The following is a 13,978-nucleotide window of genomic DNA, read 5'->3' on the forward strand; positions in this document are numbered from 1 at the left end:
GACCGGCAAGGCCAGCAGACCGGCAAGGCCAGCAGACCGGCAAGGCCAGCAGACCGGCAAGGCCAGCAGACCGGCAAGGCCAGCAGACCGGCAAGGCTAGAGGGTCACGGCGACAAGCTGGCCGGCCGGTCCGCCCGGGCTGGGGTAAACCGCGGTGACCGCGTACAAGGTGCCGTCACCGACCGCGCACGCGAAGCCGCCGCGGTCCAGCTCGACGGTCTGCGAAATCTCGCCGCCCTCGCGCACCCGTACGCAGCACTTGTTCGGCACGTCGGCGTACCAGACGGCACCCTCCGCATCGATGCAGATGCCGTCCGGGACGCCTGTGCCGAGCGCAGCCCAGGTCCGCCGGTCGCCGAGGCTGCCGTCCGCCGCGATGGTGAAGGCGGTGAGCCGGCCGGCGTACGACTCGGCGACGATCAGGGTGCGGTCGTCGGCGGTCACCGCCATGCCGTTCGGGAACTGCACGCCGTCAGCCACCTGCCGGGCCGTGCCGTCCGGGTCGACCACGGCGATCAGGCCCGGGGCCGGCTCCCCGCCGGGGAAGTCGAAGCCGATGTTGTTCACGTAGGCGCGCCCGCGGGAGTCGACGGCGATGTCGTTCCACGGGTGCGTCCCGCCCAGCGCGGTCAGGTCCGCGTGGGTGATCAGGCTGCCGTCCGGCTCGCGGCGCAGCAGCAGCCCACGTCCGGTGATCACCAGCAGCCGCCCGTCGGGCAGCCAGTCGATGCAGAACGGGAAGTCGTCGATCCGGGCGACCACCTCGGGCTGGCCGGCGCTCAGCACGACGACCTCTCCAGCCCCCCAGTCGCAGAACCAGAGCCGCCCGTCGTGCCACCGGGCGGACTCACCCATGACCAGGCCGTCCAGCACCACTCGCATGCGATCCACCCTAGGGTCTGTCCGTACGGCATGACGTCCTGAGCCGGGCCCGGCCGGACAGACGCTAGAGCGCGGCGATGACCACCGGGTCCGTCGTGTAGAAGCTCGCATCCGGCAGCAGCCGCTGCACCGCCACATAGCCGTCCGTCAGCTGCCACCCGTCCGGCTTCCACGGCTCGACGCGCTCGTCGGGCACATAGAGCGGGAACGCCGCCCGCTGCGTACCCGTGGCCGCGTCCACCACGATCAGTCGCCGGTCCGGCGTGAGCAGCACAGCCCGCCCGGCCCGGACGCCGAGCACCTGCGCCGCGCCGGTCCACCGCCACACCTCGCTACCCGCGCGGGAGGCCACCACAGCGCCGCCGGACGCGCTCAGCACCAGGTCACCTCCGGCCGTGGCATCCGGGGCGTCCAGGGCGGGGGCCCGTTCCGGTCGCCGGCCGCCGGTCAGCCAGCCCTGGCCGGTCCCGTCGCGCAGGCCGGCGCAGTCCGAGCGGGCCACGTCGCACCCGATAGCGGTGAACGGCCCGGCCGGCCAGCCCCGGACCGGGTTGCCCGACAGCACGTCCCACGCGCCTGAGCTGCACACGTACCGGCCGCCCGCGGTCACGAAGCCGGCGCCGCAGCCCGGCGGCAGAGTCACCGCCCAGCGTTGCGTGCCGTCCGCGCCGGCGCGGGCGGTCAGCTGCCGGCCGTCGGTGATCAGCACGCTGGTCCCGGCCGTGTGCAGGCCCGCCGGGGCCCAGACCGCCGCGGAGCCGGTGCGTCCGGTGAAGGGTTCGGCGCCGGGCCCGGCGGCCCGCCAGACCGGCTTCCCGGTACGGCCGTCCAGCGCCACGAGCGCACCGTCCGACCACCGGGTGACCACCGTGGCCGCCACCGCGACGATCCCGGTGAGCTGCTCCGGCCAGCGCCGGAACGACCACCGCGGGGTGTACATGGTCTTCGCCTCGACCGGCCCGTCCGCCTTGACCAGCCGCTTGCCCGCGTAGACCCGGACGCTGCCGGCGACGATCAGCGGTGCCATCGTGGTCTTGCCGGTGACGCCGGGCGGCAGGGTGACGGCGACGGGCAGGGCACCGGTGGCCGGCTCGAGGACCTCGGCGGGGGCCAGCACGCGCCAGCCGATCAGGACCGCGGCCGCCAGCACGACGACGGCGGCCGGCGCGCGCAGCAGCTTCCCGGTCACCCCAGGGACGATAGGTCAGGCGGCCGCGGCCAGGTCCTCCAGGTCACGCCGGAGCGCGCCCTCGACCGTACGGGCGGCCAGCCCGCCGAAGACCAGCGCCAGGAACCGGCCCGCCGGCGCGGTCGGGGTGCCGTCCTGGACCACGGTGACCATCGTGCCGCCCCGGTGCCGGCCCTCGAGCACCGGCACGAACGTGTAGGTCATGCGGTATTCGGCGCCGATGCCCGGTGAGCTGACCACGAAGCGTTGCGGGCTCACGCACTCGTCGACGCGGAACTCCTCGGTGATCTCCGTGCCGTCGGCCATCGTGCGGGTCTCGCGCCATTCGGTGCCCGCGCCGAAGGGTCCCTGGGTGAGCAGCTCGACGGCGATGACCGTGGACAGCCGTTCGCAGCGGCTCGGCAGGTCGGTGAAGACACGCCACACGGCAGCCACCGGCGCCTCGACCAGCCGTGTCACCGCAACCGTGGACATCCCCGACCTCCCGCCTACAAGGTACGGCGAGTCGTCCCTCAGCGACAGACAGTTCCGGTTACGGACCCCAGCCCGATCGGCGCGCCGTCCACGCCGGGTGCGGTCGCGCTGATGGTGACCGTGTCGCCGTCGAGCAGGAAGCCCCTGGTGGAGCCGTCGTCGAGCTGCACCGGCTCGGTGCCGTTCCAGGTCAGCTCCAGGAACGAGCCGGCCTGGGCGCGTTCCGGACCGGAGACCGTACCGGAGGCGAAGAGGTCGCCGGTGCGGACGCTGGCGCCGTTGACGGTCAGGTGGGCGAGCTGCTGGGCGGGCGTCCAGTACATCTGGGCGAACGGCGGTGAGCTGACCGTGGTCCCGTTCCAGTCGACCGTCAGGCTCAGGTCCAGGCCGTCGCCCGGGGGCCGGAGGTATTCCGCCGGGACCGGGTCCTGCGCGACCGCCGGCACGAGCGCACCGGACAGCGCTTCGAGCGGCACGACCCACGGGGACACCGAGGTGGCGAAGGACTTGGCCAGGAACGGCCCGAGCGGCTGGTACTCGAAGGCCTGAATGTCGCGCGCCGACCAGTCGTTGACCAGGACCACGCCGAAGACGTGCTCGGCGAAGTCGGCCGTGCTGATCCGCCGGCCCGGTACGCCCACCACGAAGCCGACCTCGGCCTCGACGTCGAGCCGCCGGGAGGGCCCGAACTCGCCGGGACCGAGCTGACCGGCGGGCCGCTCGACCGGGGTGCCGGAGACCACGACCGTGCCCGCGCGCCCGTGGTAGCCGATCGGCAGGTGCTTCCAGTTCGGCTGGAGCCCGGGCCGTTCGGGCCGCAGGATCCGGCTGACCTGGGTGGCGTGGTGCTCGGAGGAGTAGAAGTCGGTGTAGTCGGCCACCTCGAACGGCAGGTGCAGCTCGACGTCGGCCAGCGGGATGGCCGGCAGCGTGGGGGCCAGCTGGACGACCCGGGCCCGGATGGCACTCCACAGCGGACGCCCCAGCGCCATCAGCACGTTGAGCGCCGGCTGCCGCAGCGCACCCCCGGCCAGGATCAGGTCCTGCTCCTCGGCCCGGGACAGGTCCAGCACCGCGTCGCCCAGCCGGACGCCGATCCGCCGCACCCCGTCGCCGGTGCTGAACACGCCGTACGGGAGGTTGCGCAGGTCGAAGGGGGTCACTCGTAGCCGCCGTTGATCAGGCCGAGACGGATGAGCTCCGTCAGCGGCTCCAGCACGTTGAAGGCCCCGAAGCCGACCCACAGCGGCCGCGGCTCGGTCCGGCGCGAGCGGGCCGGCTCGACCAGCGGCACCGGATGCGTCGCGGCCAGCGCCTCGGCGACCTCGGCCACCTCACCGCCGTCGCTGGCCGCCGCCGACGCGACCAGCACGTTCAGGAAGCCGTGGTGGGTGAATCCGGTCTCGGGGTCGGTGTGCCGCAGCGCGTGGCGCAGCCCGGCGGCGAGCTTGAACGGCAGGTTGCGGTCGCGGCAGGCGCAGATGACCGCGGCCAGCTCGACCGGGGTCGGAAACAGCTCCGAGGCCAGCCCGCCGACCCGGAACTTGGGGGCGATCCGCAGGCCGTCGGCGCGCTGGGCGGCCACCGTGTCGAGGCCCGCGAGCAGACCCCAGCTGAGCGGGATCTCCGCGTACACGTCCAGGTCGGGGGTCTCGACGGCGAGCGCGCCGAGCGCACTCAGGCCGGGCTGCGGGTCCTCGCCGCGGCGGGCGACGGCCGCCTCGACCCGGGCCACGTCGCTGCCGGCGGCCCGCAGCTTGGCCACCACCGCGGGCAGGGCGCCGATCGCGGCGTCGTTGACGACGCCGACGGCGAGGCCGCGGGGCGAGAGATCAAGATTGACGAGCGACGACGGTACGAGCAATGCCCCGATCAGTCCCGAATACCAGGAGTCACGGTGTTTGGTATGAGCGGCGAGCGCCTCCGGGGTCCCGATGATGCCCGGCGGCAGCAGGGACGCGTCATCGACGAGTCCTGCGAACAGCGGCGGCACCAGCGTTGACACGAAACTGAACCTAATGGACGCTTCGAGAGGCGGACAACACCGTCCGTAATGTCAGTTTTCTAGGGGTGGTGGCAACGATGCCGTACTACCGCAGCGTCGGGGAGATCCCCCGTAAGCGGCACACCCAGTTCCGCCGGCCGGACGGCGGACTCTACGCGGAGGAGTTGATGGGCCAGGAGGGCTTCTCCTCCGACTCGTCCCTGCTCTATCACCGGTATCCGCCGACCGCGATCAGCTCGGCGGAGGTGCACGAGCCACCGGCCACGAGCCAGTCGCCGAACCTGCCGCTCAAGCCGCGCCACCTGCGTACCCACAAGCTCGACGCCGGCCCGGGCGACGCGGTCCTGGGCCGCCGCCCGCTGCTGGCCAACGGCGACGTCCGGATCGGTTACGTGGTCGCCGACCGGCCGTCACCGCTCTACCGGGACGCCGTCGGCGACGAATGCCTGTACGTCGAGGAGGGCGCCGCCACGATCGAGACGACCTTCGGCGCGCTGCGGGCCGGGGCCGGCGACTACGTGATCATCCCGACCTCGGTGGTGCACCGGATCGTGCCGGACGGCCAGGTGCGGATGCTGACCATCGAGGCGACCGGGCACATCGGGCCGCCGAAGCGCTACCTGTCGGTGCGCGGGCAGTTCCTGGAGCACTCGCCGTACTGCGAGCGCGACGTCCGCGGCCCGGACGCGCCGCTGCAGGCCGAGGGCACCGACGTCGAGGTGTACGTCAAGCACCGCGCGGGCTGGACCCGGCACGTGTACGCCCACCACCCGTTCGACGTGGTCGGCTGGGACGGCTGCCTGTACCCGTGGGCGTTCTCGATCCACGACTTCGAGCCGATCACCGGGCGCGTGCACCAGCCACCGCCGGTGCACCAGACGTTCGAGGGGCCGAACTTCGTGGTGTGCTCGTTCGTGCCGCGCAAGGTCGACTACCACCCGCTGGCGATCCCGGTGCCGTACAACCACCACAACGTCGACTCGGACGAGATGATGTTCTACACCGGCGGCAACTACGAGGCCCGCCGCGGTTCGGGCATCGAGCAGGGCTCGATCTCGCTGCACCCGTCGGGCTTCACGCACGGCCCGCAGCCGGGCGCGGTCGAACGCGCGATCGGCGCCGACTACTTCGACGAGCTCGCCGTCATGGTCGACACTTTCCGTCCCCTGGACCTGTGCGACGCGGCACTGTCCGTAGAGGACACCGCCTACGCCTGGACCTGGAACAGATGAGAAAAGGCGGGGGAGCTTGTGGCTCCCCCGCCCCTCTTTCCCCGGAGTGGTTCGACTATCCGATGTGGAACTGGTCGCCGTAGACGGCGAAGTCGAGCGGGGTGTTCAGGTCGAAGTTGCCGTTGCGCAGGAAGACGCGCTGGGCGGTGTCGATGCGTGTGACGTCGTCGTGCGCGGCTTCCTTCTTCATCTCGATCACCCGCTCGTCGAGGAACGCGTTGAGCCAGGTGGTCTCGTTGCCGCCCTGCGCCGGCGGCTTGGCGCGCTGGAGTGCCCGGCTGCGGATGGACCGCATGCCCTCGTAGCCGTGCACCACTGAGGCGTCGTAGTAGGCGAACTGGCCCAGCGCCCGTACCCCGTCGGCCTTGCCGTCGCGCACGGACGGGTTGAAGTACACCCGGTCCCGCTCGGACTCCTGCGCGGCCTGGAACACCGGGTCTGCCGCGGCGGTCCGCCAGTCGCTGGTGAAGTTCGGGTCCAGGCCCGCGTGCGACGACGTGCCGTTGACGTTGCGCAGCGCCGGCAGGTACTTGGCCAGCACGTTGCCCGGCTTCGTGGCCGTGTACGCCTCGACGAGCTCCAGCATGTCGCCGGTGCCGGAGCAGAAGCCGATGATCCCGGCGGTGTAGCCCCGGCCGTCGTCGATGTCCTCGATGTAGGAGAACTGGGCGCGCCAGTTGAGCGAGGAGTTCTCGGCGGCCGAGACGATCTGCATCGCCACGTCCTTCTTCGCCGGGTTGTCCAGGCCGACGCCGCTGTTCGGCGGGGTCGTGGTGGGTGGCGTGGTCGGTGTGGTGGTGCCGCCGGGCAGCGTCCACTTCTGGTTGGCGCCGGTGCCACAGCTCCAGATCTGCAGTCGGCTGCCGTTCGCGGAGTTGTTGTCGGGCACGTCGAGACACTTGCCCGAGCCGGTGTTGATGAGCGTGCCGCCGGTGCCCGCGGTCCACTTCTGGGCGGCCGTACCGTTGCAGTCGTAGATCTGAATCTTGGTGCCGCTGGCCGTGCCGGCGGCGGTCACGTCGAGGCACTTGCCCAGCGCCCGGATCGAGTTGTCGGTGTTGCCGACGCTCCAGGTCTGAGCGCCGGTGCTGTTGCAGTCGTAGAGCTGCACGGCGGTTCCGTTCGCACTGTTGGCGGCGGCGACGTCGACACATTTGCCGCCGAGGCCCTTGATGGCTCCCGCGGTCGCCGCACTGGCCGGCATGAGGCTGTAGGCGATGCCGGCCGCGGGGATCAGCACACCGCCGAGGGCGTACGCGATCAGCTTCTTGCGGCGGTGCGGGCGTGAGGGGATGGTCATGGCGCTCCTCGTGGGGGTGGAGGCGGGTGGGCGCGCAGGGTTGAGCCATCGATGACGGGCGTTGGGGATGCCCGTCGCCGAGGCGATGACTGGTCACGCTAGGTCAGTTAAGTTGATTAATCAATCCCCGTCGATTAATCACTTTTGCCCGCTCCGGGGGTGATTCACCGGGCCGACTTGCCACGTGCGGGAAACGCAGCGCGACGAAGTATTGACAGCTCAACGGCGGCAGCCCTACGGTCCAGCTAATTGTTAGCTGGTTTGCCAATCAATCGAGGGGGCTCCGTGCCGCGACTGGCGGGATCGTCCAAGCTGCTGCGCGCCATGAACGAGAGCGCGGCGCTCGCCCACCTGCTCGAGCCGGGCATGCTCACCCGGGCCGATCTGCGCCGGCTGACCGCGCTCTCCACCCCGACCATCTCCGAGGTGCTGCGCCGGCTCACCGACGCCGGCCTGGTGACCGTCGTCGGCTACAACAGCGGCCGCCCGGGGCCGAACGCGGAGATCTATGCCGCCAATCCCGACGCAGCGTACGCCGCCGCCGTGTCGGTCCGCGACATCGGCGCCAGCGGGGCACCGTCGGTCGAGGCCGCGCTCTGCGATCTGACCGGCGCCGTCCGGGCCCGGATCGCAACCCCGGTCGACTTCCTGCAGACCGATCCTCGCACCGCGCTGGTGGACGTGGTCGCCGAACTGAGCAGTGCGGCCGGCGTCCCAGCCGACCGGGTCCACCACGTGCAGCTCGGCGTGCCCGGCTCGTACGACGTCGGTGCGGCGACGATCCGGCACGTGGACGTGCCGGGCCTCGGCCGGGCCGGCCTGGTCCCGGAGATCGCCGCGGCGCTGGGTACCCACGTCGGCGTCGACAACGACGTCAACCTGGCCGCGGTGGCCGAGCGTCGCCGGGGCGTGGCCCGCGAGGTCGACGGCTTCGCACTGCTCTGGCTCGGCCAGGAAGGCCTCGGTCTGGCCATCGACATCGCCGGCACACTGATCCGCGGTGCGCGCGGTGGTGCGGGCGAGATCGGCTACATGCCGCTCTACTCACCGGACTCCACCCACCGCAAGGTCGACCTTCAGGACCTGTTCGGCGGCGCGGCCATCCTCGCCCTCGGCCAGGACCACGGCGTCTCCGGCGGCACCCCGTACGAGATCGTCGCCGCCGCGGCCGCCGCCCCGGACGCCTCCGGCGAGTTCTTCACCCACCTGGCCGACCGGATCGCGGTCGGCCTGGCCGCCGTGATCGCCGTGCTGGACCCCTCGCTCGTCGTGCTGGCCGGCCCGGTCGCCCAGGCCGGCGGCCAGACGCTGCTCACCGCGGTCAAGGGCGCCCTGCGCCGGGCCGCACCGCTGGAGAGCACCATCGCCGTCACCACGATCGACGACGACGCGGTCCTGCTCGGCGCCCTCGACGCCGGGCTCACCGCCGTCCGCGAGGCGCTGATCGCCTCGATCCGCGACAACCAAGCCTGATTCCCCTGCTGCACCACCCCTGAGAGGACCCCTCGAAGTGAACAAGCGGATACCTCATGCCCAAAAATCGATCGTCGCCGCCGCTGCCGCCCTGCTGCTGACCGCCGCCTGCACCCCCGCTGCCAAGGAACAGAAGATCGCCGACCCGGGTACGGAGGTGTCCGGCACGGTCGAGTTGTGGCACTTCTTCACCGAGCGCGAGGCCGCCGCCATCGACACGGTGATCAAGGACTTCACCGCCGGCCACCCGAACATCAAGGTGACGGTGAAGCCGGGTCAGGACGACTCGAAGATGACCCAGGCCATCGGCGCCGGCAACGGGCCGGACATCGGGCTCTCGTACTCCACCGACATCGTGGGCAAGTTCTGCTCGTCCGGGGCCTGGGTGGACCTGGCGCCGTACATCAAGCGGGACAATGTGGACCTGAACCGGCTGAACGAGACCACGCGCTCGTACACCGAGTTCGACGGCAAGCGCTGCGCGATGCCGTTCCTGGCCGACGCGTACGGCATCTTCTACAACAAGGACATGTTCGCCAAGGCGGGCATCGCCGGGCCGCCCAAGACCCTCGACGAGCTCACCGAGGACGCCAAGAAGCTCACAGTCAAGAACAAGGACGGCTCGCTGAAGACGGTCGGCTTCCTGCCGCTCTTCGACTTCTACGAGAACGCCGCCGCGCACCTGGCCCCGGCCGTCGGCGCGAAGTGGCTCACCCCCGAGGGCAAGTCGGCAGTCGGCGCCGACCCGGCCTGGAAGACCCTGATGACCTGGCAGAAGAGCCTGGTCGACTGGTACGGCTACGAGAACCTGCAGAAGTTCCGGGCCGGCCTGGGTGACGAGTTCAGCGCGGACAACGCCTTCCAGAAGGGTCAGGTGGCGATCAACGTCGACGCCGAGTACCGGCTGGCGTTCCTCAAGGACCAGGCGCCGAACCTCAAGTACGGCGTCGCGCCGATCCCGGTCAGCGACCCGGCCCGGTACGGCGGCGGCTACGTCACCGGCAACATCATGGGCATCTCGAAGAACGCCAAGAACCCCGAGGCGGCCTGGGAGCTCATCAAGTACCTGACCACCAACGACAAGGCCATCGTCAAGCTGGCCAACTCGCTGAAGAACGTACCGACCACCACCGGCGCCATCAGCGACCCCGAGCTGCAGGTCGAGCCCGAGTTCAAGGCCTTCATGGACATCTTCGCCAACCCGAACTCGCTGACCTCGCCGCCGGCCGCGTCCGGGCCCGCGTACCAGGAGACCTTCGGCACCTTCGCCACGAACTGGCAGTCCGGCAAGGTCAAGGACCTGGACGCCGGGCTGGCCGACGCGGACAAGCAGATCAACAGCGTGATGACCCTGGGCGGCTGAGGAATGCGCCTGCGCCGCAACCTGACCGCGTGGTCGTTCCTCGCCCCCGCGCTGATCGGCATCGTGGTGTTCTTCATCTACCCGCTGCTCAGCGCCGTGTACTTCTCGTTCACCAAGTTCGACCTGCTCACCGTGCCCGAGTGGGTCGGGCTGGCGAACTACCGGCGGATGGGTGAGGACCCGTACCTGCTCCAGTCGATCCGCAACACGCTGTGGATGGTCGTAGTGTTCGTACCCGTCCGGATCATCAGCGCGATCGGGCTGTCCATGCTGCTGAGCCAGCTCAAGCGGGGCGCGGGCTTCTTCCGGACGATCTTCTACCTGCCGGCGCTGGCGCCGCCGGTGGCCGCCACCATCGCGTTCGTCTACCTGCTCAAGCCGGGCACGGGTCCGGTCAACAACTTCCTGGCCCGGATCGGCATCGAGGGACCGCTCTGGTTCAACTCACCCGAGTGGTCCAAGCCGTCGCTGGTGCTGCTCGGCCTCTGGGGCATCGGCGACATCATGATCATCTTCCTGGCGGCGGTGCTGGGCGTCCCGGCCAGCCTCTACGAGGCAGCCGCGCTCGACGGCGCGAACGCCTGGCACCGCTTCCGCTACGTCACCCTGCCGACCATCCAGCCGGTGATCCTGTTCGCCACGGTCACCGGCGTGATCTACACGCTGCAGTACTTCGACCAGGCCGCTGTGGCCGGGTCCATCGCCAGCGGGCAGGCCGTGACCGGCGGCGGCATCTCGTCGTCGTTCGGCTTCCCCGAGGGCTCCACCTTCACCTATCCGCTCTGGCTCTACACGGTCGGCTTCCGCTACAACGCGCTCGGCTACGCCAACGCGATGGCTGTCGCGCTCTTCGTGGTCGCCCTCGCCGTGACGGTCATCCTGCTGCGCCGCTCCAAGGCCTTCTCCGGGGAGGAACATTGACGGCTCTGCTCGAACGGCCGGCCGCGGCCGCGCCGCCCACCATCCGACAGGTACGGCGTCAGCACCGGCTGGCGTGGATAGCCCGGCACAGCATCGCGATCGTGCTGGCCATCATGTTCCTGACCCCGGTGGTCTACCTGTTCCTGATCTCGGTGATGACCAGCAACCAGGCGCTGACCAGCGACTACTGGCCCAACACGTGGCACTTCGAGAACTACGTACGGGTCTTCGAGATCACCCCGCTGCCGCGCTACCTGCTCAACACGGTCATCTACGCGGTGTCCGCCACGGTGCTGATGCTGCTGTCCAGCGTGCCGGCGGCGTACGCCCTGGCCAAGCTCAGGTTCCGCGGCCGCAACGCCATGTTCCTGACCGTGCTCTGCGTGATGATGCTGCCCCCGCAGGTCGTGACCGTTCCGCTCTACCTGATGTGGGCCCGGTACGGCCTGACCGGCTCGCTGGCGCCGCTGATCATCCCGATGTTGTTCGGAGACGCGTTCTGCATCTTCCTGCTGCGCCAGTTCCTGCTCACCATCCCGACCGACTACCTGGACGCGGCCCGGGTCGACGGCTGCGGCGAGTGGCGCACCCTGCTGCGGGTCGTGGTGCCGATGGCCCGGCCCGGGATCGCGGCGGCCGCGCTGTTCCAGTTCTTCTACGCCTGGAACGACTACTACGGCCCGCTGCTCTACACCAGCGAGAACGAGCACGCCTGGACGCTGTCGCTGGGCCTGGCCTCGTTCCACGGTGTCCATCACGTCGACTGGAACCTGGTCACCGCGGCCACGGTGCTGGCCATGGTCCCGATCGTCGTCGTGTTCTTCTTCGCCCAGAAGGCCTTCGTCCAGGGCGTCACACTCACGGGAGTCAAAGGGTGAAGATCGCTGTCGTCGGCGGCGGGTCGACGTACACGCCGGAACTGGTGGACGGGTTCGCCCGGCTCGGCACCATGGTGTCGGAGCTGGTACTGATCGACCCCGTGCGGGAACGGCTCGACATCGTCGGCGCGTTCTCGGCGCGGATCTTCCAGCACTACGGCCACCCGGGCAAGGTCACTTGGACCACCGATCTGGACGCCGGCGTCACCGATGCCGACGTCGCGGTCATCCAGTTGCGGGTCGGTGGTCAGGCGGCCCGGATCAGCGACGAGACGTTCCCGCTGGACTGCGGCTGCGTGGGCCAGGAGACCACCGGCGCGGGCGGGCTCGGCAAGGCGCTGCGTACGGTGCCGGTGGTGCTCGACGTGGCCGCGCGCATCCGGGCCCGGGCCAAGCCGGACGCGTGGATCGTCGACTTCACCAACCCGGTCGGCATCGTCACCCGGGCGCTGCTCGACGACGGCCACAGAGCGGTCGGCCTGTGCAACGTGGCGATCGGCTTCCAGCGCCGCTTCGCCCGGATGCTCGACGTGGAACCGGCCGCGGTCGTCCTGGACCACGTCGGCCTGAACCACCTGACCTGGGAACGCGCCGCGTACGTGGACGGCGTCGACCGGCTCCCGGAACTGCTGGCGGCCCACCTCGGCGAACTGGCCGACGAAGTGGACCTGCCGGCGGAGGTGCTGACCACGCTGGGCAACGTACCGAGTTACTACCTCAGCTATTTCTACGCGCACGACCGGCACGTCCGGCAGTCCCGCGGAGCCCAGACCCGCGGACAGCGCGTCGCGGAGATCGAGGCGACGCTGATGGAGATGTACCGCGACCCGGCCCTGGTCGAGAAGCCGGCTCTGCTCGGCGAACGCGGCGGCGCCTACTACTCGGAAGCCGCGGTCGGCCTGATCGCCGCCCTGCACGGCCACGACCCGGACGGCGTCCACTCGGTCAACATCCGCAACCACGGCACTCTGCCGTTCCTGCCGGACCAGGCGGTGATCGAGGTGTCGGCCCGGGTGGGCCGCACCGGCCCGGTGCCGCTCCCGGTCATCCCCCTGGCCCCGGACCTGGCCGGTCTGGTCGCGCACGTCTCCGGGTACGAGGAACTGGCGCTGGACGCAGCGGTACGCGGCGGCCGCAACCGGGTCTACCGCGCCCTGCTCGCCCACCCCCTGATCGGCCAGCACGAGGATGCGGAGGCGTTGACCGGCAAGCTGCTCGCCGCGGGTGCGCAGCACCTGGCCTGGGCTCGATGAAGCCGCTGTACCTGGCCGTGGACGGCGGCAACTCCAAGACGGACGTCGTCCTCGGCACGGCGGAGGGCGAGATCCTCGGCTTCGTCCGCGGACCGACCAGCTCCCCGCACATCCTCGGACTGACCGGCACGATCGAGGTGCTGCGGGACCTGATCGCCGCCGCCCGCACCGACGCCGGACTGGCCCCGGGAACACAGATCGACCTGGCCGCGGTCTACCTGGCCGGCGCCGACCTGCCGATCGAGGTCCAACGCCTGCACACGGCAATCGAAGCGCAGTCCTGGACCACCCGGACGATCGTGGACAACGACTGCTTCGCCCTCATGCGCGCGGGCACCTCGATGCCGGACGCGATCGCGGTCGTGTGCGGCGCGGGCACGAACTGCGTGGGCCGGGCAGCCGACGGACGCACGGCAAGATTCCTGGCCCTGGGCCCGATCTCCGGCGACTGGGGCGGCGGCCACGACCTGGCCGACCACACACTGCGCATGGCAGCCCGCGGCGAAGACGGCCGCGGCGACGAGACGGCGCTGTCGCAGGCGGTCGCGAACCACTTCGGCTACTCGACTGTGGAGGAAGTGAGCATCGCCCTGCACCTGGGCGAGCTGGACCCGACCCGGGTCCGCGAACTGACGCCGCTGCTGTTCAAGGTCGCCACGGAGGGGGATCGGGTGGCCGGGCAGCTGGTCGACCGCCAGGTGACGGAGATCCTGGCCCAGCACCGGGTGGCGGCGACCCGGCTCGGCCTGCTGGAGGAACCGCACGCGCTGGTGCTGGGCGGCGGGGTGCTCCGGGCGCAGCACCCGGTGCTGCATGACCAGGTGGTCCGGGGCGCGGTGGCGCAAGCTCCACACGTACGGGTCAGCGTCCTGGACACGCCACCGGCTGTGGGGGCGGCGCTGCTGGCCCTGGACGCCCTCGGCACCGCCGGCCGAGCCGAAAAAGCAGTACGCACAACTCTCGCCACCACCGAACCCGGCGGCGCGATGCCTGCCGCAGCCTGACGGC

General features: G+C 70.8%; 13 protein-coding genes. 7 read left to right on the forward strand and 6 right to left on the reverse strand.

Annotation, left to right across the window (positions count from 1 at the left end; genetic code table 11):
• Positions 1–96: 96 nt before the first annotated feature.
• The 5 genes from ACZ6S4_RS24585 to ACZ6S4_RS24605 form a co-directional block, all read right to left on the reverse strand.
• On the reverse strand, positions 97–882 hold the full coding sequence (locus ACZ6S4_RS24585) for an SMP-30/gluconolactonase/LRE family protein (protein ID WP_465477139.1): 786 nt from the start codon (positions 880–882) through the stop codon (positions 97–99).
• A 64-nt stretch (positions 883–946) separates the two neighbouring features.
• A complete protein-coding gene (locus tag ACZ6S4_RS24590; RefSeq protein WP_465477140.1) occupies positions 947–2,071 on the reverse strand; it encodes an outer membrane protein assembly factor BamB family protein in 1,125 nt (374 codons plus the stop codon).
• 15 nt (positions 2,072–2,086) lie between these two features.
• Entirely contained in the window at positions 2,087–2,545 is a 459-nt protein-coding gene (locus ACZ6S4_RS24595) for an SRPBCC family protein (protein WP_360546019.1), read from the reverse strand.
• A gap of 38 nt (positions 2,546–2,583) precedes the next feature.
• Positions 2,584–3,708 carry a fumarylacetoacetase gene (fahA, locus tag ACZ6S4_RS24600; protein WP_465477141.1) on the reverse strand — a complete coding sequence of 375 codons (1,125 nt, stop codon included), beginning with the start codon at positions 3,706–3,708 and terminating at the stop codon, positions 2,584–2,586.
• Positions 3,705–4,550, reverse strand: a complete 846-nt coding sequence (locus tag ACZ6S4_RS24605) for a hypothetical protein (RefSeq protein ID WP_360546023.1) — start codon at positions 4,548–4,550, stop codon at positions 3,705–3,707. The genes fahA and ACZ6S4_RS24605 overlap by 4 nt, the downstream gene beginning before the upstream one ends.
• A gap of 77 nt (positions 4,551–4,627) precedes the next feature.
• Between ACZ6S4_RS24605 and ACZ6S4_RS24610 the strand changes: the two genes are divergently transcribed.
• Positions 4,628–5,782, forward strand: coding sequence for a homogentisate 1,2-dioxygenase (locus ACZ6S4_RS24610; RefSeq protein ID WP_465477142.1), 1,155 nt, complete (start codon positions 4,628–4,630; stop codon positions 5,780–5,782).
• 55 nt (positions 5,783–5,837) lie between these two features.
• On the opposite strand, the gene ACZ6S4_RS24615 is transcribed toward ACZ6S4_RS24610, so the two are convergent.
• Complete coding sequence (locus tag ACZ6S4_RS24615) at positions 5,838–7,082, reverse strand: chitosanase (protein ID WP_465477143.1); 1,245 nt, start codon at positions 7,080–7,082, stop codon at positions 5,838–5,840.
• Positions 7,083–7,367: 285 nt separating this feature from the next.
• Here ACZ6S4_RS24615 and ACZ6S4_RS24620 point away from each other — a divergent pair, with 285 nt between their 5' ends.
• From ACZ6S4_RS24620 to ACZ6S4_RS24645, 6 genes are read left to right on the forward strand one after another with little or no spacing between them, the layout of a single operon-like run.
• The gene (locus tag ACZ6S4_RS24620; protein ID WP_465477144.1) at positions 7,368–8,555 is read left to right on the forward strand and encodes an ROK family transcriptional regulator; all 1,188 of its coding nucleotides are present in this window, start codon (positions 7,368–7,370) and stop codon (positions 8,553–8,555) included.
• Positions 8,556–8,592: 37 nt separating this feature from the next.
• Positions 8,593–9,918, forward strand: coding sequence for an ABC transporter substrate-binding protein (locus tag ACZ6S4_RS24625; protein ID WP_465477145.1), 1,326 nt, complete (start codon positions 8,593–8,595; stop codon positions 9,916–9,918).
• A gap of 3 nt (positions 9,919–9,921) precedes the next feature.
• Complete coding sequence (locus tag ACZ6S4_RS24630) at positions 9,922–10,839, forward strand: carbohydrate ABC transporter permease (protein ID WP_465477146.1); 918 nt, start codon at positions 9,922–9,924, stop codon at positions 10,837–10,839.
• The gene (locus ACZ6S4_RS24635; RefSeq protein ID WP_360546035.1) at positions 10,836–11,717 is read left to right on the forward strand and encodes a carbohydrate ABC transporter permease; all 882 of its coding nucleotides are present in this window, start codon (positions 10,836–10,838) and stop codon (positions 11,715–11,717) included. Before ACZ6S4_RS24630 ends, ACZ6S4_RS24635 begins: the two co-directional genes overlap by 4 nt.
• On the forward strand, positions 11,714–12,970 hold the full coding sequence (locus ACZ6S4_RS24640; RefSeq protein WP_465477147.1) for a 6-phospho-beta-glucosidase: 1,257 nt from the start codon (positions 11,714–11,716) through the stop codon (positions 12,968–12,970). The genes ACZ6S4_RS24635 and ACZ6S4_RS24640 overlap by 4 nt, the downstream gene beginning before the upstream one ends.
• Positions 12,967–13,974 (forward strand): N-acetylglucosamine kinase, encoded by a 1,008-nt coding sequence (locus ACZ6S4_RS24645; protein ID WP_465477148.1) that lies wholly within the window; start codon positions 12,967–12,969, stop codon positions 13,972–13,974. Before ACZ6S4_RS24640 ends, ACZ6S4_RS24645 begins: the two co-directional genes overlap by 4 nt.
• Positions 13,975–13,978 lie beyond the last annotated feature (4 nt).

The organism is Actinoplanes sp. NPDC051405, from assembly GCF_055586185.1.